The sequence below is a fragment of the Saccharopolyspora sp. NPDC047091 genome (assembly GCF_040643635.1).
Taxonomy (GTDB): Bacteria; Actinomycetota; Actinomycetes; order Mycobacteriales; family Pseudonocardiaceae; genus Saccharopolyspora_C.
In genome coordinates this window covers 1-20451 of the sequence record NZ_JBEYUS010000089.1, presented here as the reverse complement: position 1 = coordinate 20451, position 20451 = coordinate 1, and the positions used below count along the sequence as shown (strand labels likewise).

Genomic DNA, 20451 nt, shown 5'->3' with positions numbered 1-20451 from the left:
GGGGATCTCCTGGCAGATGCCGTGGTGGCCGGCTTGGCGGCACAGGCAGGTGCACAACGCGTCCATCGTTCCTCCTCGAGGAGTGTCGGCCTCCTGTGGCGGAGCCACCGGTGAAAACGATCCCGCAGCGAGGAAAGCGCTGAGGTTCCGCCACCCGTTCCCCCGAGCAGAACGAGCAGACCCAGCACTTCAGCCCAGCAGGGCTGGAGCCAGTTCGCGCCACTGCTCCCGGGGGACCGCGCTCCGCCGGTCCTGCGGCGAGCTGTCGGTGAGCACCTGCACGGCCACGTGGTCGGCCCCCGCGTCGTGGTGGGCGGCGACCCGTTCGGCGATGGCGTCGAGGTCGCCCCAGGCGACGAGGGCGTCGATGAGGCGGTCGCTGCCGCCGTCGGCGAAGTCGTCGTCGGTGTAGCCGAGGCGGCGGAGGTTGTTGAGGTAGTTGGGCAGCTCCAGGTAGGGGCCGGCGCCGGCGCGGCCGATCTCGCGGGCCTTGTCCGGGTCGGTTTCGAGCACGACCTTCTGCTCGGGGGCGAGCAGCGGCCCGTCGCCGAGGACTTCGCGGGCCCAGGCGGTGTGCTCGGGGGTGGTCAGGTAGGGATGCGCCCCGGCGGACCGCTCGCCGGCGAGCTGCAGCGCCTTGGGGCCGAGCGCGGCGAGCACCCGGGCCTGCACGGGCAGCGGTTCGGGCGCGGCGTCGAGCTCGTCGACGAAGGAGCGCAGCTTGCTGAACGGCTTGGTGTAGCTCTGCCCGGCCCGTTCGACGAGGGGCGCGTGGCTGGTGCCGAGCCCGACGAGCGCCCGGCCGGGAGCGACGCGGTCCACGCGCTGGTAGGCGGCGCCGATGTCGGCGGCCTCGTGCGTCCAGATGTTGATGATGCCGGTGGCGACGACGAGCTTCTTGGTCTGCTCCAGCAGGCCCTGCACGACGCGCAGGTCGCCCGGTGCCATGCCGAGCCACAGCGCTCCGTACCCGAGCGCGTCGAGTTCGGCGACGGCCTCCCGGTGCTCCGCGTTGTCGAGGTCCCAGGCGGGGGCCAGCATCCACACGCCCACGCGTCCTACGGCGACGGCCATCGTTCTCCCTCTCAAGGCTCGGTGTTCCTCGTGCGTCCCAACCACCTGCCGCGTCGACTTGTTCCTCGCCGGGTGGCGGGCTCGTCGCCCCCTGCTCACCGTCCGCCACTGCCGCCCCGTTCGAGTGAGTTCGGTGGAGCGCTGCCGGGCCCGCAGCTCGATCACCTCGAAGATCGGCTTCTGCGCGAGATGTCGCTGATCACTCCAACGGATGGCGGTTGTCCTGCGGTTGGGTCACAACGGGCAAAACCGCGATTGGTAACGTGGCGCCGTGCCTGAAGGAACCACTGCGCCCGCACGAGCTCACTCGGGCACGCGGAGCAAGCGCAAGATCAGCTGGGACGTCGTGCGGGCCGGCTGCGTCGGGTTGGTCATGCTGTACCACGCGACCTTCCTGAGCGTGTTCCTCCATCCCGAGCTGATCCCGCGCAAGATCGTCTTCCCGTACCAGGTGGGGGCCAGCCTGCTGCTGGTCATCTCCGCGTACTTCGCGTGCGTGACGATCGGGCGCGGGACGCTGCCGCGGTACTGGTGGGGCCGGATCGCGCGGTTGCTGCCGCCGTTCCTGGCCGCCGTCGTGCTGATCTACCTGGTGCTGCAGCTGCTGCCGATCGAGGGCTGGTTCGCGCCGACCGGGGAGGACCTGGCGGCGAACCTGCTGATGCTGTGGAACTGGCACCCGTCGGAGTACTTCTACATCGACGGCTCGCACTGGACGGTCCCGCTGCAGCTCATGGGCTTCAGCGCCGCGGCGGTGCTGTACTCGACGCGGTACGGGCACGGCCGCCGCTTGATCGGGGTGCTGTGGGCCGCGGTGCTCATCCCCGCCGCGCAGTGGCCGCTGCGGGTGTCCCAGCCGCCGGAGTGGTACCGGATGGTGGTGGACGGCATCGGCATGCACCGCTGGCACCTGTTCGTGGTGGGCGTGGCGATCTGGATGTGGTCGACCAAGCGCATCCGCACCCCGCACTTCGCGGTGCTGCTGGCGGCCTGCATGCTCGGTCAGGCGCTGCACAACTACGCCGAGACGCCGGAGGGCCTGGTCGCGGACTGGGGTTCGACGGTGGCGGTGTGCGTGGGCATGGTGGCGGTGGCGCTGACCGCGCGCGGGCCGGACTGGAACCGCGTGATCCCGAAGTGGGCGTGGCGACCGATCCAGTGGTTCGCGGGCATCTCCTACGGCGTGTTCCTGATGCACCAGACGCTGGGGTACGTGGTGGCGCGGCTGCTGCAGGACCTCGGGGTGGGGCCGACGTTGCAGACGTTGGCGTTCCTGGTGAACGGCGTGCTGCTGGGGTGGGCGTTGACGAAGCTGGTGGAGCGCCCGACGCACAAGTGGCTGATGGCGGCCTACGACCGCTTCGCCTCCCGCCGCGCCACCCCCGAAGCCGCCTGACCCACCAGCCCGCGCACCCCACCGAACCACCCAGGTGAGTGGCCCACCCGCCCGACCACACTGGGCCAACGGGCCACTCACCTCGTGACGACGCACCCCGTCAGCACAGGTGAGTGGCCCATTCGACCGACCACACTGGGCCAACGGGCCACTCACCTCGTGATGACGCGCCCGGTCGGGACAGGTGAGTGGCCCATTCGGCCAGCGAGGGTGGGCCGGTGGGGCACTCACCTGGTGGGAGTGGGGGTGAGATCGGGAAGGGGTGGCGCCCGGTCAGGGCAGCATCGGCGGGGTCCGGGGGAGGTCGTCCGCCCGGTCGAGGGCGGTGCGGATTCGCGCGGGCGGCTGGTCGACGCCGGCCCAGCGGCGGACGGTGGCCTCCGCTTCGGCGCGCTGCTGCGGCGGCAGGGCCTCGATCTTCGAACCGTGGTTGCCACCGGGCACCAGGTACGCGTACGAGTCGCGGCTGCCGGGACCGAGCTGGAACGGTTCCGCGCTCCACGGGTCGGCCGCGCCGTTGACGAACATCAGCTCGGAGCCCTGCGATGCGACCCAGGCGGCGACGTCGGCCATCGCGCCCGGCCGGAACCGCATGTCGATCTCGCGCGGGACGAAGTTGCGCGGCTCCCCCATCGACCGGTTGTGCAACAGGTCGGCGAGCGGCTCGTCGGACACGTCGGGCCAGCCCAGCTGGGTGCCCGCCTGGTAGTAGTACGGCACGTACGGGTCCAGGCCCTGGTCGGTGTACGAGGAGAACTGCACCGTCTCGTCGAAGAAGCCCCACAGGTCGTCCAGGCTCGCGCCGGGACCGGGGATCGACGCGCAGTCCTGCACGCCGCGGTACTGCCAGAACGCGAACGGCGCGTCCACCACGACGGCGTCCAGCGCCCGGTCCGCGTCGCCGATGATCCGGTCGAAGGTCAGCCCCTCGGCGGCCGCGTAGGCGGTGAACCGGTCGCGCAGCTCGGTGCGCCGGGTCAGCGCGTCCCGCTGCACCGCGGTGAGCGCGTCGCGGCACTCGGCGTTGCCGACGGTGGCGAGGAACTCGTCGTAGCGGTCCTGGTCGTTGTCGACGTCGTTCGGCGCCACGTAGGCGATGGTCGCGTCCACGTCCTGCGGGTAGAACCGGCGGTGGTAGACGGCGGTCATGCCGCCCTTGCTGGCCCCGGTGGTCACCCAGCGGTCGTCGTAGAGGCCGCGGAGCGCGTCGATGACGCGGTGCTCGTCGGTGGCGGCCTGCCAGATGTTCAGGTCCGTCCAGTCCGGGTCGCCGGGCCGGGACGGGGTGAAGAAGCGGTGCTCGATGGCGACCTGGTTGCCGTCGAGCAGCCGGGTCGGTTCGGTGCGGGCCGCTTGGGCGGGCAGCTCGTAGCCGGTGGTGTAGGCGACGGTGGGCCGGTCCTCGCCGCGGTGCAGCAGCGTGAGCCGCTGCTGGAACTCCCCGGACGACGGGTCGCGGTGGTCGGCGGGCTGGGCGTAGGTGAGGTCGAACAGCCGGAACCCGGGTTCGGTGGGCCGTTCGCCGAGCACGGTCAGCCCGGGGACCGCTTCGAGCCGATCGCGCAGGTCGTCGGCGGCGGGTGGCGCCGCCGCGGCCGGTGTTCCCGCCAGCAGCACGCATCCCGCCGCGAGCACCGACAGCCAGCCTCGGATCCGCATCCGCGCCCCCTCACACCGCGCTGATCACCGTCGGCGACCAACCTAGTGCGGATCGGGGCGGGGCGGTAGACCCGCGCGCACGGGGGATCGCCTGCACCGAGCACTCGGCGCGGCCATCAGCCCGGTAGCCCCGCGCGCACCGGGGGATCGGGTCGCGAGGACCCGACCCCGGCCGGTGGGCCGCCGGATCAGCCGCTGACGACGGCGGATTCCGCTTCGGCCTCGGCGGGCGCCGGCTTGGCGCGCTGGCGCGGGACCTCGACCTCCGGGTCCTGCTCCAGCAGGCCGCCGTGCACGACGCTCGCGGCGTAGGCGTCGGAGTCCTCGGTCAGCGCGCCCGCTTCGACGTCGCTGAGGAAGGGTTCCGCGTCGGCCATGATCTGCTGCGCGGCCCGGACCCGTCCGGCCAGGTCCTGGCGCATCCGCAGCATCGCGTCGGAGTGCTCGTCGGCGCGGCGGATGCGGCGTTCGGCTTCGGCGGTGGCTTCCAGGACGCGGCGGCGGGCCTCGTCGCGGCTGCGCTGCTCGCGTTCGGCCTGCACGCGGTTGGCCTCGTCGCGGCGGGCCGCCATGGAGATCTCGAAGTCGTTCTCCACCTGGGTGCGGCGCGCTTCGGCGTCGTGGTCGAGCTTGCGCCGGTGCGCCTCGGCTTCGCGGGCCATCCGCTGGATGTCGCGGCGGGTCTCGGCGAGCGCCTCGTTGCGCTGCGTCTCGGACTGCCTGCGCCACTGGTCGGCTTCGGCGACGAGGTTCTCGTAGCGGGCGCGCAGCTCGGCGGCGGACTGCTCGGCGCGGGCCCACTCGTGCTCGGCGGCGGCCTGCGCGGAGGACACGACCTCGTCGGCCTCGTCGTGGGCCAGCCGCACCATGCGGCGCAGCCGGTCGGACAGGCCGGCTTCGTCGACCGGCTGCTTGCAGACCTCGTCGAACTGGGCGCGCAGCGCCTCGATCTCGGATCGAGCCTGTTCCAGCTGCTGCGACAGGTCGTCGACCTGGCTGAGCGCGGCGTCCCGGTCCTCGGTGAGCATGCGCACCTCGGCATCGGTCTGCTGGATGTAGAAGCGCACCTGGGAGCGGCGGTAGCCGTACCAGACGGTGTCGAAATCGGACTTCAGCGGCACCAGTTCACGATCTTCGTTGTGGTAGCCCACGGTCTCACCCCACTGAGAATGTGTTGATCATCAGTTGTCCTGCTGGGAGCGAGCCACGCCCCGACGCGGCAATGTCCGTTCTACACCGGTGGATCACCCGTGGATGTGCTCCGCCGGGGGGAACCGGCGGAACCCGGACATCAGCACGACGACTCTGCTGGGACGACATTGCCCTGTCCGGTCACCCGGCGGGTGCTGGCGAAAAACGGATCGCTGCGGTCCATTGTTCACCCGGAACACCTATAAGATCAACTGATCGAATTCCCGAGATCGGTGGGAAAACCGACGGGAAGGCGGTGGCGCCGGAGCCGGAAGTCGTTGCGGCGTCAGCGATTTCCGCTCGGCAGCAGCACTCGGCGAAAAGTGGTTTCGATTTCGTCTCGACTCGGCACCGACTCGCGGACGATGCCCTGCAGCAGCAGCCCGCAGAATACCGCCGAAAGTGCCCTTCCGGTAACGGGATCGGTATAGGAGGTGAACAGCTCGACCAGCGCCGCGTCCCATTCGGTGCTCACGTGCGCGAGGGCCGGGCGGTGCAGCGCGGCGATGTAGAGCTCGTGCTGCACGACGGTGCGGGTGCGGTGCGGCCCGAGGTAGCGCAGCACCAGGTCACCGAGCGCGGTGGCCAGCTCGGCGCCGCCGTCGATGGCGTCGGCCCAGGCCCGCAGCTCGGCCACGTCGTCCTGCGCGGAGTGCCGCAGCGCCTCGGCGAGCAGGTCGTCGAGGGTGCGGAAGTAGTAGGTGGTGGAGCCCAACGGCACCTCGGCGGCGGCGGCCACGGCGCGGTGGGTGAGCTTCTCGATACCGCGCTCGGCGACGACGGTGATCGCCGCGCGCGCGATGCGCTCCCGCCTGGCCGGATCTTTGCGGCGCGGCGCGGACTCCGTCGTCGACATGGCCCCAGCCTGCCATGCGCGGTTCGCGGGACGTTGCGGGCCAGGTCACCCTGGCGGCATCGGCACTGGTCATCGCCCCGGGGAACGTCCGGTCGGACGCCGGGGAACCCTCGATGATGTACAGATGTACACACCCGGTGCTAGTGTCCCCCGGCAACGCAGCCGGTCCACCGAGCACCGGCCGAGAGCGACTCACCCCGGCTCCCGCCGCCCCGACACCGGCGGCCCGCGCGATCACGCGCCGCAGTTGAGACCCGTACGGACGAAGGACCAGCAGGGACACCTATGCCGAACACCGAAACGCTGTTCATCGACGGAACCTGGCAGCCCGCCGCGGCGGGCGGGGTCCGCGAGATCCGCAGCCCCGCCGACGGCACCCTCGTGACCACCGTGTCCGAGGGCGACCGCGGCGACACCGAACGCGCCGTGCAGGCCGCCCGCCGCGCCTTCGACGACGGCGCCTGGCCGGACACCTCCGCGTGGGAGCGCGGTGACCTGCTGCTGCGGGTCGCCGACATCCTGGTCCGGGACAAGGACGAGTTCGCCCGCGCCGAATCCGGCGACACCGGCAAGCGGCTGGTGGAGAGCGAATACGACATGGACGACATCGCCGCCTGCTTCCGGTACTTCGGCAAGATCGCCGGGACCGACGGCGGCAGCGTCATCGACACCGGCTCACCCGACTCGTTCAGCCGCGTGCGGTACGAACCGGTCGGCGTCTGCGGCATGATCACGCCCTGGAACTACCCGCTGTTGCAGGTCGCGTGGAAGGTGGCCCCCGCGATCGCCGCGGGTGACACCTTCGTGCTCAAGCCCAGCGAGCTCACCCCGAGCACCGCGATCCTGCTGATGCGCGCGCTCACCGAGGCCGGGCTGCCCGCCGGGGTCGGCAACCTGGTGCTGGGCACCGGTGCCGAGGTCGGTTCGGTGCTGTCCGAGCACCCCGACATCGACCTGGTGTCGTTCACCGGCGGCCTGCACACCGGCCGCAAGGTCGCCGCCGCCGCGGCCGCCACCGTCAAGAAGGTCGCCCTCGAACTCGGCGGCAAGAACCCGAACGTGGTGTTCGCCGACGCCGACTTCGACACCGCCGTGGACTACGCCCTGATGGCGGTGTTCCTGCACTCCGGCCAGGTCTGCTCCGCCGGGGCGCGGCTGATCGTGCAGGACGAGATCCACGACCGGTTCGTCGACGAGGTGGTGCGCCGCGCCGAGCGGATCCGCCTCGGCGGGCCGTTCGACACCGACGCCGAGACGGGGCCGCTGATCTCCGCCGCACACCTGGAGAAGGTGTCGGCCTACGTCGCGAAGGCCGTCGAGGAGGGCGCCGTGCTGCGCACCGGCGGCCGCCGCCCGGAGGGCGAGCAGTACCGCGACGGGCACTACTACCTGCCGACCGTGCTCGACGAGGTGCGGCAGGGCTCGTACGCCGTCGTCGAGGAGTCCTTCGGTCCGGTGCTGACCGTGGAGCGCTTCACCGACGAGGACGACGCGGTGCGCATCGCCAACGACACCCACTACGGCCTGGCGGGCGCGGTGTTCAGCTCCGACGTGAGCAAGGCGCAGCGCGTCGCGCACCGGCTCCGCCACGGCACCGTGTGGATCAACGACTTCCACCCGTACCTGCCCCAGGCCGAATGGGGCGGGTTCAAGCAATCCGGCGTGGGCCGCGAACTCGGCCGCGCCGGGCTGGGCGAGTACCAGGAGGCCAAGCACATCCACCAGAACCTGCGCCCGACCCCGCCGCGGTGGTTCGACGGCCGCTGACCGGGCGGGCCAGGACACGTCACGTCCTACTTGATCTGCGCAAAACGACCACCCGCCGCTCTCCCCCCGCCCTCCCGCGGGGGGGCGAGCGCGGGAAAGGAGTTTCGGGCATGAGCGCGCCCTCCGGTGACGCCGAGCTCAGCGAGTTCGGCTACACCAACAAATTGAAGAGAACCCTCGGTTCGTTCCACACGTTCGCCGCGGGAATCAGCTACATCTCGGTGCTGACCGGCACCTTCCAGCTGTCGTACTTCGGGTTGTCCTTCGGCGGCCCCGCCTACTGGTGGTCCTGGCCGATGGTCTTCCTCGGACAGCTGATGGTGGCGTTGAGCTTCGCGGAGCTGGCTTCGCACTACCCCATCGCCGGTTCGATCTACAACTGGTCGAAGCGGCTCGGCGGCAAGCACGTCGCCTGGCTGGCGGGCTGGATGATGCTGCTGGCCTCCATCGTCTCGATCGCGGCGACCGCGCTGGCCTACCAGCACACGCTGCCGCAGATCTGGGGCGCCTTCCAGGTCATCGGCGACGGCAGCGGCAGCAGCGAGGCCGCCAACGGCGTGCTGCTGGCCACCGCGCTGATCGTGTTCACCACGCTGATCAACGCGTTCGGCGTGAAGCTGATGGCCCGGATCAACAGCGCGGGCGTCGCGATCGAGCTGATCGCCGCGGTGGTGCTGATCCTGGTGCTGGCGGTGTTCGCGACCCGCGGGCCGGACGTCGTGCTCGACACGCAGGGCACCGGCGCGGCCTACGGCGGCAGCGGCTACCTGGGCGCGTTCCTGGTCGCGGCGATCGCGTCCTCGTACGTGATGTACGGCTTCGACACCGCCTCCTCGCTCGGCGAGGAGTCCATCGATCCGCACCGCAACGCGCCGAAGGCCATCCTGCGGTCGCTGATCGCCTCGTTCGTGCTCGGCGGGCTGATCATCCTGCTGGCGCTGATGGCCGCCCGCGACCTGACCGCGCCGCAGCTCACCGAGGACGGGCTGCAGTTCGTGCTCACCGACGCGCTCGGCCCGCTGGTGGGCCGGTTGTTCCTGCTGGTGGTGTTCGTGGCGATCACGGTGTGCGTGCTGGCGGTGCACACCGCGGCGATCCGCATCGCGTTCGCGATGGCCCGGGACAACGCGCTGCCCGGCGGTTCCAAGCTGGCGCGGGTCAGCCCCCGGTTCCAGACGCCGGTGGTGCCCGCGGTCGTGATCGGCGTGCTCGCGGTGGCGCTGCTGGTGGTCAACATCGGGCAGCCGCAGATCTTCTCCGCGGTGACCAGCCTCGCGATCATCCTGATCTACATCTCGTACCTGCTGGTGACGATCCCGATGCTGGTGGCGCGGCTGCGCGGCCGGTGGTCCTCGGCGAAGCAGGAGGGGCGGTTCTCGCTGGGCCGCTGGGGCCTGCCGGTGAACGTGCTCGCCGTGCTGTGGGGCGCGGGCATGACGATCAACCTGGCCTGGCCGCGCAACGAGGTCTACAACGCCGAACCGCCGTTCCACTGGTACTTGCAGTGGAGCTCGGTGCTGTTCGTCGGCATCGCCGCTCTCGGCGGCTTCGCCTACTACTGGTTCGTCCAGCGGCACCGCATCGGCGTGCTCGCCGACCACGCGGCGGCCGCCGCCGAAGAAGACCCGAAACCGGCCTTGTCCTGAGCGGAAACGGAGCTGTGACCATGACCGAGGAATTCGACTACGTGGTCGTCGGAGGCGGCAGTGCCGGAGCAGCGGTCGCCGCGCGCCTGTCCGAGGACCCGGACACCACGGTGTGCCTGCTGGAGGCGGGGCCGTCCGACGTCGGCGACAAGGCGATCCTGGAGCTGGACCGCTGGATGGCGCTGCTGGAGTCCGGCTACGACTGGGACTACCTGGTGGAGCCGCAGGAGCAGGGCAACTCGTACATGCGCCACGCCCGCGCCCGGGTGCTCGGCGGCTGTTCCTCGCACAACTCGTGCATCGCGTTCTGGGCGCCCGCGGAGGACCTCGACGAGTGGGAGTCGCTGGGCGCCACCGGCTGGGGCGCGAAGGACGTCTTCCCGCTGTACAAGCGGTTGGAGACCAACGACGGCCCCGGTGAGCACCACGGCCGGAGCGGGCCGGTGACGATCCGCAGCGTGCCGCCGAAGGACCCGTCCGGGGCGGCGCTGCTGCAGGCCTGCGAGCAGGCGGGCATCCCGATCACCGAGTTCAACTCGGGCCGGACCGTCACGCACGGCGCGAACTGGTTCCAGATCAACGCCCGCGAGGACGGCACCCGCTCCTCGTCGTCGGTGTCCTACCTGCACCCGATCATCGGGAAGCGGCCGAACCTGGAGGTGCGCACCGAGGTGCGCGCCAAGAAGGTCGTGTTCGACGGCAAGCGCGCCACCGGCGTCGCCTACCTCGACCCGGACCTCATCCACACCCGCACGGTCCGGGCGCGGCGCGAGGTGGTGCTGTCGACCGGTGCGATCGACACCCCGAAGCTGCTGATGCTCTCCGGCATCGGCCCGGCCGAGCACCTGCGCGAGGTCGGGGTGGACGTGCTGGTCGACTCCCCCGGCGTGGGCTCGAACCTCCAGGACCACCCGGAGGGCGTCATCGGCTGGGACGCGAAGCAGCCGATGCCGGCGGAATCCACGCAGTGGTGGGAGATCGGCATCTTCACCACCACCGAACCGGGGCTGGACCGGCCGGACCTGATGTTCCACTACGGCTCGGTGCCGTTCGACATGCACACCGCGCGGCAGGGCTACCCGACGACGGAGAACGGCTTCTGCCTGACGCCGAACGTCACCCGCAGCCGGTCGATCGGCACGGTGCGGCTGCGCACCCGGGACTTCCGGGACAAGCCGCGCGTCGACCCGCGGTACTTCACCGACGCGCACGACATCCGGGTGATGACCGAGGGCATCAAGCTCGCCCGCAAGATCGTCTCGCAGCAGGCGATGGCGGGCTGGGCCGGCGCCGAGCTGCACCCCGGGCCGGACGTGCGCACCGACGACGAGATCGCCGACTACATCCGCAAGACGCACAACACCGTCTACCACCCGGCGGCCTCGGTGCCGATGGGCGCGGACGGCGACCCGAGCAAGCCGCTGGACGCGCGGCTGCGGGTCAAGGGCGTCGAGGGCCTGCGGGTCGCGGACGCCTCGGCGATGCCGTTCCTGGTGGCGGTGAACCCGAACATCACCACGATGGCCATCGGTGAGAAGTGCTCGGACATGCTCAAGGAGGACAACGCGTAACCGCGCCTCCCGCACGCGACGGTCCCTCCGGTCCCCCGTTCCGGAGGGACCGTTCGCGCATCACCCGGCGGCCGCCAAGTGCGCCGTGAAGAAGCGGGTGAGCTCGGCGACGGCGGTGGTGACGTGCTCGTCGCGGTCGTAGAGGTCGACGTGGGTGGCGCTGTCGACCGTGCGCAGCTCGGCGGGTCCGGTGGCCGCCGCGACCGCCTCCCGGCTTAAGTGCGCGGTGTCCGCCGCCGACCCGGCGATCATCAACAGCGGGCGGGGCGCCAGCAGCCGGATCAGGGCGAACGAGTCGTACAGCGCGATCCGGTCCAGGTCCCGCGGCAACCGGGTGCCGCCCGCGCGCGGGTGGGCGCCGCGGGCGGTGCGGTAGAACTCCCAGGTCTCGCGGTCCTGGCGGTGCGCCGAGTCGCGCCACTCGTCCGGTACCCACGGTTCGCGGTGCGGCGGCTCGCCGCGCGCTTCGGCGGTGCGCAGCTCCCCCGCCCTGGCGAGCACGGCGTCGAGCACCTCCGGCGGCTGGGTGCCGTCGACGCCCTCCCGGATCACCCGGCCGAAGTCGGCGGCGCTGACCGTGGCCACCGCCTTGATCCGCCGGTCGGTCTGCGCCGCGTACGGCACGTAGCCGCCGGAGGCGCAGATGCCGAGCGCCCCGATCCGCTCCGGATCGATCTCCGGCCGGGTGGTCAGGTGGCTCACCGCGGCGCGGACGTCCTCGGCGCGCTGGAACGGGTCCTCCTCACCGCGCGGTTCGCCTTCGCTGGCGCCCTGGCGGGCGGCGTCGAAGGCGAGCACGGCGAACCCGGCGCGGGCCAGGCGTTCGCCGTAGGTGGTGGGGCTCTGCTCCTTCACGCCGCCGCCCGGGTGGGAGACGACGATCGCGGGCAGCGGGTGCGGGCCGGGTTCGTCCGGGGTGAACAGGATGCCTGCCAGCGCCAGGCCGCTGCTGGGGAAGGTGACGTCGGTGCGCATGGTCCTCGGGTCCTCGTCGGGGTTCGTGCTCCCGAGGCTGCCGCGGCCGCGGCGCGCGGGGCAGGGCCCGTCTCGTCCTGGGACAGCGCTGTCCCAGGTTGGGCGCTGCGAGACTGGCGCCATGACGATCGGGACCTCGGGCGGCGGCGCGCTGGGCGACTTCCTGCGGGCCCGCCGCGCGGCGCTGACCCCGGCGGCGGCCGGGCTGGGGAGTTCCGGTGGCAGGCGGCGGGTCCGCGGCCTGCGCCGGGAGGAGGTGGCGGCGCTGGCCTCGATCAGCACCGACCACTACACGCGGCTGGAGCAGGGCAGGCGGACCGCTTCCGAACCGGTGCTGGAGGCGTTGGCGCGGGTGCTGCTGCTCGGTGCGGACGAACGCGCCTACCTGTTCGAGCTCTCCGGCAAGGACGCCGGTCGGCCCGCGCGGCCGGTCCGGCAGCGGGCGCGGCCCGAGCTGCTGCGGCTGCTGGCGGACCTCACCACCACCCCGGCGATGCTGCTGGGCCGCCGCACCGACGTGCTGGCCTGGAATCCGATGGCGGCCGCGCTGTACACCGACTTCGACCGGATCCCGTTGCGGCGGCGCAACTTCGTGCGGCTGGTGTTCCTCGAACCGGAGGTGCGCTCCCGCTACCCGCGGTGGCCGGAGGTGGCGCGGGCCTGCACGGCGCAGCTGCGGATGGAGGCCGCCGCCGCACCCGGTGATCCGCTGCTCGCGGAGCTGGTCGCGGAGCTGTCGGCGCAGGACGCGGACTTCCGGCGGTGGTGGGGCGCGCACCAGGTGGCGGCGCGCGAATCCGGCAGCAAGGTGCTGCGGCACCCCGTGGCCGGGGAACTCGTCCTGGACTGGTCGGCGCTGGCCAGCACCGCCGACCCGGACCAGCAGCTGATCGCGCTCACCGCGGAACCCGGTACCCCCGGGCACGACGGGCTGGGGCGGCTGGCCGAGCTCGCCGAGCGGTAGGTTGTCGATCAAGTAGGACGCGACGAAGCGAGGACCTCCCGTGCGAGTGCACCACCTCAACTGCGGCACCCTGAACCTGCCCGGTGCACCGCTGGTGTGCCACGTGCTGCTGGTGGAGACCGAGGCCGGGCTGGTGCTGGTGGACACCGGGTTCGGGCTCGCCGACATCGCCGATCCGGCGCGGCGGCTCGGCGCGTTCCGGCACGTGGTGCGGCCCGCGCTGCGCGCCGAGGAGACCGCCGCGCACCAGGTCGAGCGGCTCGGTTTCCGCCGCGAGGACGTGCGGCACGTGGTGCTCACCCACTTCGACCTGGACCACGCGGGCGGGCTCACCGACTTCCCGCACGCCCGGGTGCACCTGACCGCGGCGGAGGCGGCGGGCGCGCTGCACTCCCCGTCCCGCAAGGAGCGGCTGCGGTTCCGGGCCGCGCAGTGGGCGCACGGGCCGCGGCTGGTGGAGCACGGCGCCGACGGCGAGGCCTGGCGCGGGTTCCCGGCGGCGCAGGAGCTCACCGGCATCGCGGACGGACTCGTGCTGATCGCGCTGCCCGGCCACACCCGCGGGCACGCGGCGGTCGCGGTCCGGTCCGGCGAGCGGTGGGTGCTGCACGCCGGGGACGCGTTCTACCACCCCGGCAGCCTGGACGGGAGCGCGCCGGTGCCGATCGCGCTGCGGCTGCTGGAGACCTCGGTGGCGCACGACCTGCGCCAAGTGCGGGCGAACCACGCCCGCCTCGCCGAACTGCACGCGGGCAGCGAACCCGACGTGGATCTGATCTGCGCCCACGACCCGGAGATCTTCGCGCGGCTGCGGTCCTGATCGGCCCGGCGGCGGAGAACTCGCGCGGCGCCGCTGGACCCGCGACCGACGGACACCGCACGCGCGATCGAGCCTGCCGCAGCGCCGCTAGGACACGGACTGGGTGCCGAGGACCGCCAGCAGTGCGAGCCGGTCGGCGTCCTCCGTACCGGGATCAGCCGTGTAGACCATGATGCGCAGGTCGGCGCCCGCGACGCCGAGCACGTCGCAGTCCAGCGCGATCGGGCCGACGCGCGGGTGGTCGACGGTCTTGCGGGAGGCGTCGTGCTCGGCCACCGCGCCGGAATCCCAGAGCTCGGCGAACCGCTCGCTGTGCCGGTGCAGCTGCGCGATCAGGTCGCGCAACCGCGGGTCCACCGGATACCTGCCCGCCGTGGTGCGCAGGTCGGCGACCAGCGCGGCCTCGAACTCGCGGCGAGCCCGCGGGGTGTGGCGGACCCGGCCGCCCGGGCCCACCAGGTTGCGCCACACCGCGTTGCGCTCGTGGCCGCGCCACCCCGATGGATCCCCCATCAACGCCGCGTACAGCGGATTCGCCAGCAGCATCGTCCACGCGGCGTCGAACACCGCGACCGGAGTCCCCGCCAACCTGTCCAGCATCCGCTGCACGCCGGGCGGGATCCGGGCGGGGACCACATCGCGCCCCGGCGGTACGAGACCGGCGACCTGGAACAGGTGCTCACGTTCCGGCCCGGACAGCCGCAACGCCCGGCCCAGCGCCTCCACGACCTGCTCCGACGGGTTCCGCGCCCGGCCCTGTTCGAGGCGGGTCACGTAGTCCACCGAGATCCCGGCCAGCAGTGCCAGCTCTTCGCGGCGCAGTCCCGCGGCTCGGCGCGGGCCACCGGCGGGCAGCCCCGCCGACTCCGGGGACACCTGATCGCGCCAGCGCCGCACCGTTCGCCCGAACTCCTCCGTCGCCATGCCCTCCACTGTGCGCCGATCCGCTTTCGGCCACCTGGCACTGGTGGTCCCAGGAAGACCGGACCACTGGCAGTCCCCGGCCGCCGGGCCGAACGTGGCGGCATGACGACGACACTCATCACCGGGGCCAACAAGGGCCTCGGCCACGAAACCGCACGCCGGCTCGTCGAAGCGGGCCACACCGTGTACGCCGCCGCTCGGGATCCGGAGCGCGGGCGGCGGGCCGCGGAGCGGATCGGAGCACGGCCCCTCGTGCTCGACATCACCGACGACGCGTCCGTCGCCGCCGCCGCGGAGACCATCGGAGCCGACGGCGGGCTCGACGTGCTCATCAACAACGCCGGTATCGAAGACGGCCCCACCCCCACCGCCGAGGTCACGGCCGACCTGATGCGGCCGCTGTTCGAGACGAACGTGTTCGGCACCCTGCGCGTCAGCCACGCGTTCCTGCCGCTGCTGCACGCGTCCGCGAATCCGGTCGTGGTGAACGTGAGCAGCGGGCTCGCCTCGACGACCCTCGTCAGCACCCCGGGGACGCCGACGCACGGGTATCCAGGCCTCGCCTACCCGGCGTCGAAGTCCGCGGTCAACATGATCACCGTGCAGTACGCCAAGGCGTTCCCGCACATGCGGATCAACAGCGTCGAACCGGGCTTCACCGCGACCGACCTGAACGGCCACCGCGGCACGCAGAGCGTCGAGGAGGGCGCCGAGATCATCGTGCGGATGGCGCGGATCGATCAGCACGGTCCCACCGGTGGCTACTTCGACGTGCACGGCTCGCTTCCCTGGTGACGGGCGAAACGCGAGCAGCCGTCGCGGGATCCCGGGGCCGGGTGAGCTCGCACGGGATGTCGCGCGGCTGTTCGCGCCGCCGGGAGCCATGCCGGCGCGGAGTCCCGATCCGGCGGCCGGAAAGCGAGTAGCGCCCGAAGCGAACAATTGCTCATAATTGAGCCATGACCTGCACCTACGCAGGCCATCGGCGCCGCGAAGGCGCGCTGGAGACCGCACTCGGCCAAGGTGGTTCATCCGTGCAGCACACGATCCTCGACCGCGTCGAGCCGATCGCCGACGGCGTCGTGTCCCTGGAGCTGCGCGGCGCGGACGGCCCGCTCGCCCCCTGGGAACCGGGCGCGCACGTGGACCTGTCGCTGCCGAACCGGCTGACCCGGCAGTACTCGCTGTGCGGCGACCCCGCCGACCGCCGCCGCTACCGCATCGCGGTGCGCCACGACCCGCTCAGCCGCGGCGGCTCGGAGTACGTCCACCTGTTCCTCCGCGCGGGCCGCACCGTCGAGGTCTCCCCGCCGCGCAACAACTTCCCGCTGCTGCCGGCCCCCGAGTACCTGTTCCTGGCCGGTGGCATCGGCATCACCCCGATCGCGCCGTTGCTGCGCGCCGCGCTCGCCGCCGGAGCCGCCGCGCGGCTGGTGTACGCGGGCCGCAGCACCACGAGCATGCCGTTCGCCGCCGAACTCGCCGCCGAGCTGGGCGACCGGGTCCGGATCGCCACCACCGACACCGGCGGGCGCCCCGACCTCGCCGCGCTCGCCGCCGAGCTCGGCCCGGAGGCGCTGGTGTACTGCTGCGGCCCCGATGCGATGCTCACCGCCGCCGAAGCCGCCTTCCCCGCCGACCGGCTGCACCTGGAACGCTTCCGGCCCACCACCAGGACGTTCGCCCCCGACGCCGCGTTCGACGTGAGGTGCGCCCGTTCCGGGAGCAGCGTCCGCGTCGACGCCGACGAGTCGATGCTCGACGCGTTGCAGCACGCCGGGCACCCGGTGCCGAGCGGCTGCCGCGAAGGGGTCTGCGGCAGCTGCGAACTCGTCGTCCTCGCCGGCGAACCCGAACACCGCGACGACATCGGCGCCGCACCCGGCAGGATGTACCCCTGCGTGTCCCGAGCGTCGTCCCACCACCTCGCTGTGGATCTCTGAACGGAAGGGACGAACTCGTGCTGCCCAAGATCCGCACGCCCGAACACCGCACGATGATCACCTTGGAGGTGCTGGCGAACACCACCACCTCGCCGAACTTCACCACCCTCACCCTCGGCGGCCCCGAGCTGGAACACCTCGACCACGGCGGCCACGACCAGGCGGTGCGGCTGTTCTTCCCGCGCGAAGGCCAGGACCGGCTGCGGATGCCCACCAGCTCCGGGAACGCGTGGATGGCGGAGCTGCTCCTGCTGCCGAAGACCCGCCGCCCGTGGGTGCGCAACTACACGATCCGCCGCAGGCGCCCCGGAAGCGGCGAGGTCGACGTCGAGTTCGCGTTGCACGAGGACGCCCCCGCCGCCGACTGGGCCCGCCGCGCGCGGCCCGGCGACCCGGCCGGGATCTTCGACATCGGCGTCAGCTACCTGCCGCCGGACGACGTGCGGCACCAGCTGCTCGTCGGCGACGAGAGCGCGGTCCCCGCGATACTCGCGATCCTCGAACACGCCCCCGACGACCTGCGCGCCGACGTGGTGCTGGAGGTTCCCGAGACCGCCGACATCCGCCCCGACGTGACCGCTCCCCCGGGCGCGCGGGTGCGCTGGGTGGCCCGGGACGGCTCCGGGGACGTGCCCGGGGTGCTGGCGCTCGCCGCGGCGAAGGAGTGGTCGCCGGGGCCGGGCCGCGGCTACGCGTGGGTGGCGGGCGAGTCGAAGCTCGCCACCGGCCTGCGCAGGCACCTGGTCCAGGAGCACGGGATGCCGAAGCAGGACATCGCGTTCTTCGGCTACTGGCGCCACGGCCGCTCCAGCCCGGGCTGAGGTGCCCGGCCCGGCCCGGCGCGGGCCCCGGGTCGCCGAGTCCGCGCCGGGTGCCGAGGTCCGCCGGGTCACCGGGTAGCCGGAATCCGCCGGGCACCAGGTCGCCGGTCCGCCGGACCAGCCGGATCATCGGGTCCGCCAAATCGCCGGGCACGCCGGACCGCCGGGTCCGCCGGGTCCGCCGGATCATCAGGTCCGCCAAATCGCCGGGCACGCCGAATCGCCGGGCACGCCGAGGGCGCCGAGGGCCGACCGGCACGTGCTGGCACGATCCCGCCATGATCGATCCGGTCGACGGCAAGGTCCTCCGCGCGCTGCAGTGCTCACCGCGCGCCTCGTTCCGGCGGATCGCCGACGTGGCCGGGGTTTCCGAGCAGACCGCCGCCCGGCGCTACCGGGCGCTGCGCCGCGACGGCGTGGTGCGCGTCGTCGGCCTGGTCAGCCCTGGCGGGCCGGGCGACGCGCGCTGGCTCGCCCGCATCCGCTGCCGGCCGGACCGGGTGGAGCCGCTGGCGGGGTCCCTGGCCCGCCGTTCCGACGTCGCCTACCTCGCGCTGGCGTCCGGCGGCTCCGAGATCGTGTGCATCGTCCGCTCCCCCGTCGGCGCCGGGCACGACGACCTGCTGCTGCAACGGCTGCCCAGGGCTTCGTCCGTGCTGGACCTGAGCATCGACCTGCTGCTCCACCCGTTCGGCGAGCCCGGCACGGCCGAGTGGACCGGGTTCGCCCCGGATTTCGCACCGGACGGGCTCCGCCGTCTCGCCGCCGGTGTCCCGGAGGGTCCGAGTCCGGGCGGTTCGAACTCGGGCGAACCGAGCCCTGACGATCCCGGCCCCGGCGCGCCGAGCCCAGGCGGTTCGAGCCCGGGCAGGCCGCCGTCCGACGGGGACGCGCCGCTGCTGGCGGCGCTCGCCGAAGACGGCCGGGCCACGCGCGCCGAGCTCGCCGCGACCACCGGCTGGCCGCCGAACCGGGTGGCCCGCCGGATGGACGTGCTGCGGTCGTGCGGGGCACTGGCCTACGGCGTCGACCTGCTCCCCGACAAGCTCGGCTTCCACCTCCACGCCACGCTGCTGCTGCGCGTCGCGCCCGCGGACCTGGAACGGGCGGGGACGGCGCTCGCCCGTCACCCCGAGACCGCGTACGCCGGTGCCATCAGCGGCGCGCACAACCTCGTCGCGACCGTGGTGTGCCGGGACGCCGAGCACCTCTACCGCTACCTGACCTCGCAGGTCGCGGCCGTTCCCGGGATCCTCGGCCACCAGGTGAGCATCCGGGGCAGGCGCGTCAAGCAGGCCGGATCCCTGATCACGCACGGCCGGTTGGTGCCGATGTGACCCGGTGGCGGACTTCCCCCCGCGCGGGCCGCTCGCGCAGCGGAGCACCACCATCCCCGGCCACCGCGGTGGAGGTTCCGGCCCGATCGGCACCGCGTCGTGGCGATCGCGCGGGCCCCCGGCCGATCCTCGGTGGGTGACGACACCCAGCCTGCAAGACGGCATCAACGAGGCGGGCTCGCCCGTCGACCTGCTGTGGCGCCCGGACGACGCACCGTGGACACCACCGGTCGTCGCACCCGAGCACGCGGGCTGGCGGCAGGAGCAGCACGCCTGGCACTCCGCCGTCGCGCTGTCCGACCTCTCCCACCACATGTCCGACACCACGATCGAAGGACCGGACGCCACGCGCCTGCTGTCCGAGGTGAGCGCGAACGACTACCGCGACTTCGCGGTCGGGCGGGCCAAGCAGTTCGTGCCGGTGGCGCCGGACGGCAACATCATCACCGACGGCATCCTGCTGCGCGAAGCCGAGCAGCGCTACCTGCTCAGCGGGGTGCCCGCGGCGCAGAACTGGGTCCGGTACCACGGCGCGAACGGCGGCTACGACGTCGAGTTCGGCACCGACCCCGATTCCCGCCACCGGGGCGGTCCGCCGAAGCTGTTCCGGTACCAGGTGCAGGGGCCGTTGGCGGGCGAACTCGTGGCGGCGGTGTTCGGCGGCCCGCTGCCGCCGGTCCGGTTCTTCCACACCACCCCGGTGGAGCTGCGCGGCATGCGGTTCCGCGCCCTGCGGCACGGGATGGCCGGGCAGCCCGGTTTCGAGTTCTTCGGCGAGTGGGAGCACGGGGCCGCCGTGGAGGAAGCGCTGCTGCGCGCCGGGGAGCGGTTCGGCCTGGTCCGCGTCGGCGGGTTCGCGTACCCGACGGCCAGCATGGACAGCGGGTGGATTCCGAGCCCGACCCCGGCGATCTACACCGCTCCCGAGCTGTCCGGGTACCGCGAGCACCTGCCGCTGCGCAGCTACGAGGGAGTCCGGCCGCTGACCGGCAGCTTCTTCTCCACCGACATCGAAGACCACTACTGCACGCCCTACGAGCTCGGCTACGGCAGGTCGATCTCGTTCGACCACGAGTTCATCGGCCGCGACGCGCTGCTGAAGGCGAAGGACGACGTCCGCCGCACCAAGGTCACGCTGGAGTTCGATCCGGCCGACGTGCGGGCGGCGCTCGGTGGGGGCTTCGTGCACGGCTACGCCCGCAACCGGGTCGAGGTGGACGGCGCGCTGGTGGGCGTCACCCACCAGACCGATTCCTTCGACCCGGCCGGAACGGTCCTGGCGCTCGCGCTGGTCGACCGGGAGCACGCCCGGACCGGTACCGGAGTGCACGTCGCCTGGGGCGAGCACCCCGGCCCCGGTACCGCCCCGGACGCCGACCTCGGCTTCCCGCGCATCCGCGCGACGGTCCACCCGGCGCCCTACGGCGAGCACGCCCGCACCCGCTACCGGCTGAACGCGTACTGGGTGTCGGTGTCGATGTTCATCTTCACCACGCCGTAGGACACC

Annotated in this window: 17 protein-coding genes; 11 read left to right on the top strand and 6 right to left on the bottom strand. The window is 72.6% G+C overall.

All coding sequences use genetic code 11. The features are described 5' to 3' along the window. Nucleotides 1–189: 189 nt before the first annotated feature. Nucleotides 190–1074 (bottom strand): LLM class F420-dependent oxidoreductase, encoded by an 885-nt coding sequence (locus ABZ805_RS26485; protein ID WP_358445725.1) that lies wholly within the window; start codon nt 1072–1074, stop codon nt 190–192. 271 nt (nt 1075–1345) lie between these two features. Here ABZ805_RS26485 and ABZ805_RS26480 point away from each other — a divergent pair, with 271 nt between their 5' ends. Beyond that, nucleotides 1346–2470 (top strand): acyltransferase, encoded by a 1125-nt coding sequence (locus ABZ805_RS26480; protein WP_358445723.1) that lies wholly within the window; start codon nt 1346–1348, stop codon nt 2468–2470. A gap of 273 nt (nt 2471–2743) precedes the next feature. Here ABZ805_RS26480 and ABZ805_RS26475 read toward each other — a convergent pair whose 3' ends face one another. The 3 genes from ABZ805_RS26475 to ABZ805_RS26465 all read right to left on the bottom strand — a co-directional run bounded on the left by ABZ805_RS26475 (nt 2744) and on the right by ABZ805_RS26465 (nt 6176). Continuing rightward, entirely contained in the window at nt 2744–4129 is a 1386-nt protein-coding gene (locus ABZ805_RS26475) for a S28 family serine protease (protein WP_358445721.1), read from the bottom strand. 188 nt (nt 4130–4317) lie between these two features. Then, on the bottom strand, nt 4318–5280 hold the full coding sequence (locus ABZ805_RS26470; protein WP_358445718.1) for a cellulose-binding protein: 963 nt from the start codon (nt 5278–5280) through the stop codon (nt 4318–4320). A 326-nt stretch (nt 5281–5606) separates the two neighbouring features. After that, nucleotides 5607–6176 carry a TetR family transcriptional regulator gene (locus ABZ805_RS26465; protein ID WP_358445715.1) on the bottom strand — a complete coding sequence of 190 codons (570 nt, stop codon included), beginning with the start codon at nt 6174–6176 and terminating at the stop codon, nt 5607–5609. 285 nt (nt 6177–6461) lie between these two features. Here ABZ805_RS26465 and ABZ805_RS26460 point away from each other — a divergent pair, with 285 nt between their 5' ends. The 3 genes from ABZ805_RS26460 to ABZ805_RS26450 all read left to right on the top strand — a co-directional run bounded on the left by ABZ805_RS26460 (nt 6462) and on the right by ABZ805_RS26450 (nt 11160). Next, nucleotides 6462–7943 (top strand): aldehyde dehydrogenase family protein, encoded by a 1482-nt coding sequence (locus ABZ805_RS26460; protein ID WP_358445713.1) that lies wholly within the window; start codon nt 6462–6464, stop codon nt 7941–7943. Nucleotides 7944–8053: 110 nt separating this feature from the next. Then, on the top strand, nt 8054–9589 hold the full coding sequence (locus ABZ805_RS26455) for an amino acid permease (protein ID WP_358445710.1): 1536 nt from the start codon (nt 8054–8056) through the stop codon (nt 9587–9589). 20 nt (nt 9590–9609) lie between these two features. After that, the gene (locus ABZ805_RS26450; RefSeq protein ID WP_358445707.1) at nt 9610–11160 is read left to right on the top strand and encodes a GMC family oxidoreductase N-terminal domain-containing protein; all 1551 of its coding nucleotides are present in this window, start codon (nt 9610–9612) and stop codon (nt 11158–11160) included. 60 nt (nt 11161–11220) lie between these two features. Here ABZ805_RS26450 and ABZ805_RS26445 read toward each other — a convergent pair whose 3' ends face one another. Further along, the gene (locus tag ABZ805_RS26445) at nt 11221–12135 is read right to left on the bottom strand and encodes an alpha/beta hydrolase (protein ID WP_358445703.1); all 915 of its coding nucleotides are present in this window, start codon (nt 12133–12135) and stop codon (nt 11221–11223) included. Between the two features lie 121 nt (nt 12136–12256). On the opposite strand from ABZ805_RS26445, the gene ABZ805_RS26440 reads away from it, so the two are divergent. Further along, a complete protein-coding gene (locus tag ABZ805_RS26440; protein ID WP_358445700.1) occupies nt 12257–13099 on the top strand; it encodes a helix-turn-helix domain-containing protein in 843 nt (280 codons plus the stop codon). 40 nt (nt 13100–13139) lie between these two features. Beyond that, on the top strand, nt 13140–13919 hold the full coding sequence (locus ABZ805_RS26435) for an MBL fold metallo-hydrolase (RefSeq protein WP_358445697.1): 780 nt from the start codon (nt 13140–13142) through the stop codon (nt 13917–13919). Nucleotides 13920–14006: 87 nt separating this feature from the next. Here ABZ805_RS26435 and ABZ805_RS26430 read toward each other — a convergent pair whose 3' ends face one another. Next, nucleotides 14007–14843, bottom strand: coding sequence for a helix-turn-helix transcriptional regulator (locus ABZ805_RS26430; protein ID WP_358445694.1), 837 nt, complete (start codon nt 14841–14843; stop codon nt 14007–14009). A gap of 102 nt (nt 14844–14945) precedes the next feature. Here ABZ805_RS26430 and ABZ805_RS26425 point away from each other — a divergent pair, with 102 nt between their 5' ends. The 5 genes from ABZ805_RS26425 to ABZ805_RS26405 all read left to right on the top strand — a co-directional run bounded on the left by ABZ805_RS26425 (nt 14946) and on the right by ABZ805_RS26405 (nt 20445). Beyond that, nucleotides 14946–15638 carry an SDR family NAD(P)-dependent oxidoreductase gene (locus tag ABZ805_RS26425; RefSeq protein ID WP_358445691.1) on the top strand — a complete coding sequence of 231 codons (693 nt, stop codon included), beginning with the start codon at nt 14946–14948 and terminating at the stop codon, nt 15636–15638. A 239-nt stretch (nt 15639–15877) separates the two neighbouring features. Then, on the top strand, nt 15878–16786 hold the full coding sequence (locus ABZ805_RS26420; protein ID WP_358445727.1) for a PDR/VanB family oxidoreductase: 909 nt from the start codon (nt 15878–15880) through the stop codon (nt 16784–16786). A 17-nt stretch (nt 16787–16803) separates the two neighbouring features. Further along, a complete protein-coding gene (locus ABZ805_RS26415; protein ID WP_358445688.1) occupies nt 16804–17607 on the top strand; it encodes a siderophore-interacting protein in 804 nt (267 codons plus the stop codon). A 278-nt stretch (nt 17608–17885) separates the two neighbouring features. Then, complete coding sequence (locus tag ABZ805_RS26410; protein ID WP_358445685.1) at nt 17886–18944, top strand: AsnC family transcriptional regulator; 1059 nt, start codon at nt 17886–17888, stop codon at nt 18942–18944. A 136-nt stretch (nt 18945–19080) separates the two neighbouring features. Continuing rightward, nucleotides 19081–20445: an aminomethyl transferase family protein gene (locus ABZ805_RS26405; protein ID WP_358445681.1), complete on the top strand. Its 1365-nt coding sequence runs from the start codon at nt 19081–19083 to the stop codon at nt 20443–20445. The last annotated feature ends 6 nt before the right edge of the window (nt 20446–20451 follow it).

What these genes read in the sequence shown, in the direction of transcription:
- ABZ805_RS26485 (WP_358445725.1), bottom strand. Translation starts at nt 1,074, where the DNA reads ATGGCCGTCGCCGTAGGACGCGTGGGCGTGTGGATGCTGGCCCCCGCC.
- ABZ805_RS26475 (WP_358445721.1), bottom strand. Translation starts at nt 4,129, where the DNA reads ATGCGGATCCGAGGCTGGCTGTCGGTGCTCGCGGCGGGATGCGTGCTG.
- ABZ805_RS26465 (WP_358445715.1), bottom strand. Translation starts at nt 6,176, where the DNA reads ATGTCGACGACGGAGTCCGCGCCGCGCCGCAAAGATCCGGCCAGGCGG.
- ABZ805_RS26460 (WP_358445713.1), top strand. Translation starts at nt 6,462, where the DNA reads ATGCCGAACACCGAAACGCTGTTCATCGACGGAACCTGGCAGCCCGCC.
- ABZ805_RS26455 (WP_358445710.1), top strand. Translation starts at nt 8,054, where the DNA reads ATGAGCGCGCCCTCCGGTGACGCCGAGCTCAGCGAGTTCGGCTACACC.
- ABZ805_RS26450 (WP_358445707.1), top strand. Translation starts at nt 9,610, where the DNA reads ATGACCGAGGAATTCGACTACGTGGTCGTCGGAGGCGGCAGTGCCGGA.
- ABZ805_RS26445 (WP_358445703.1), bottom strand. Translation starts at nt 12,135, where the DNA reads ATGCGCACCGACGTCACCTTCCCCAGCAGCGGCCTGGCGCTGGCAGGC.
- ABZ805_RS26440 (WP_358445700.1), top strand. Translation starts at nt 12,257, where the DNA reads ATGACGATCGGGACCTCGGGCGGCGGCGCGCTGGGCGACTTCCTGCGG.
- ABZ805_RS26430 (WP_358445694.1), bottom strand. Translation starts at nt 14,843, where the DNA reads ATGGCGACGGAGGAGTTCGGGCGAACGGTGCGGCGCTGGCGCGATCAG.
- ABZ805_RS26425 (WP_358445691.1), top strand. Translation starts at nt 14,946, where the DNA reads ATGACGACGACACTCATCACCGGGGCCAACAAGGGCCTCGGCCACGAA.
- ABZ805_RS26410 (WP_358445685.1), top strand. Translation starts at nt 17,886, where the DNA reads ATGATCGATCCGGTCGACGGCAAGGTCCTCCGCGCGCTGCAGTGCTCA.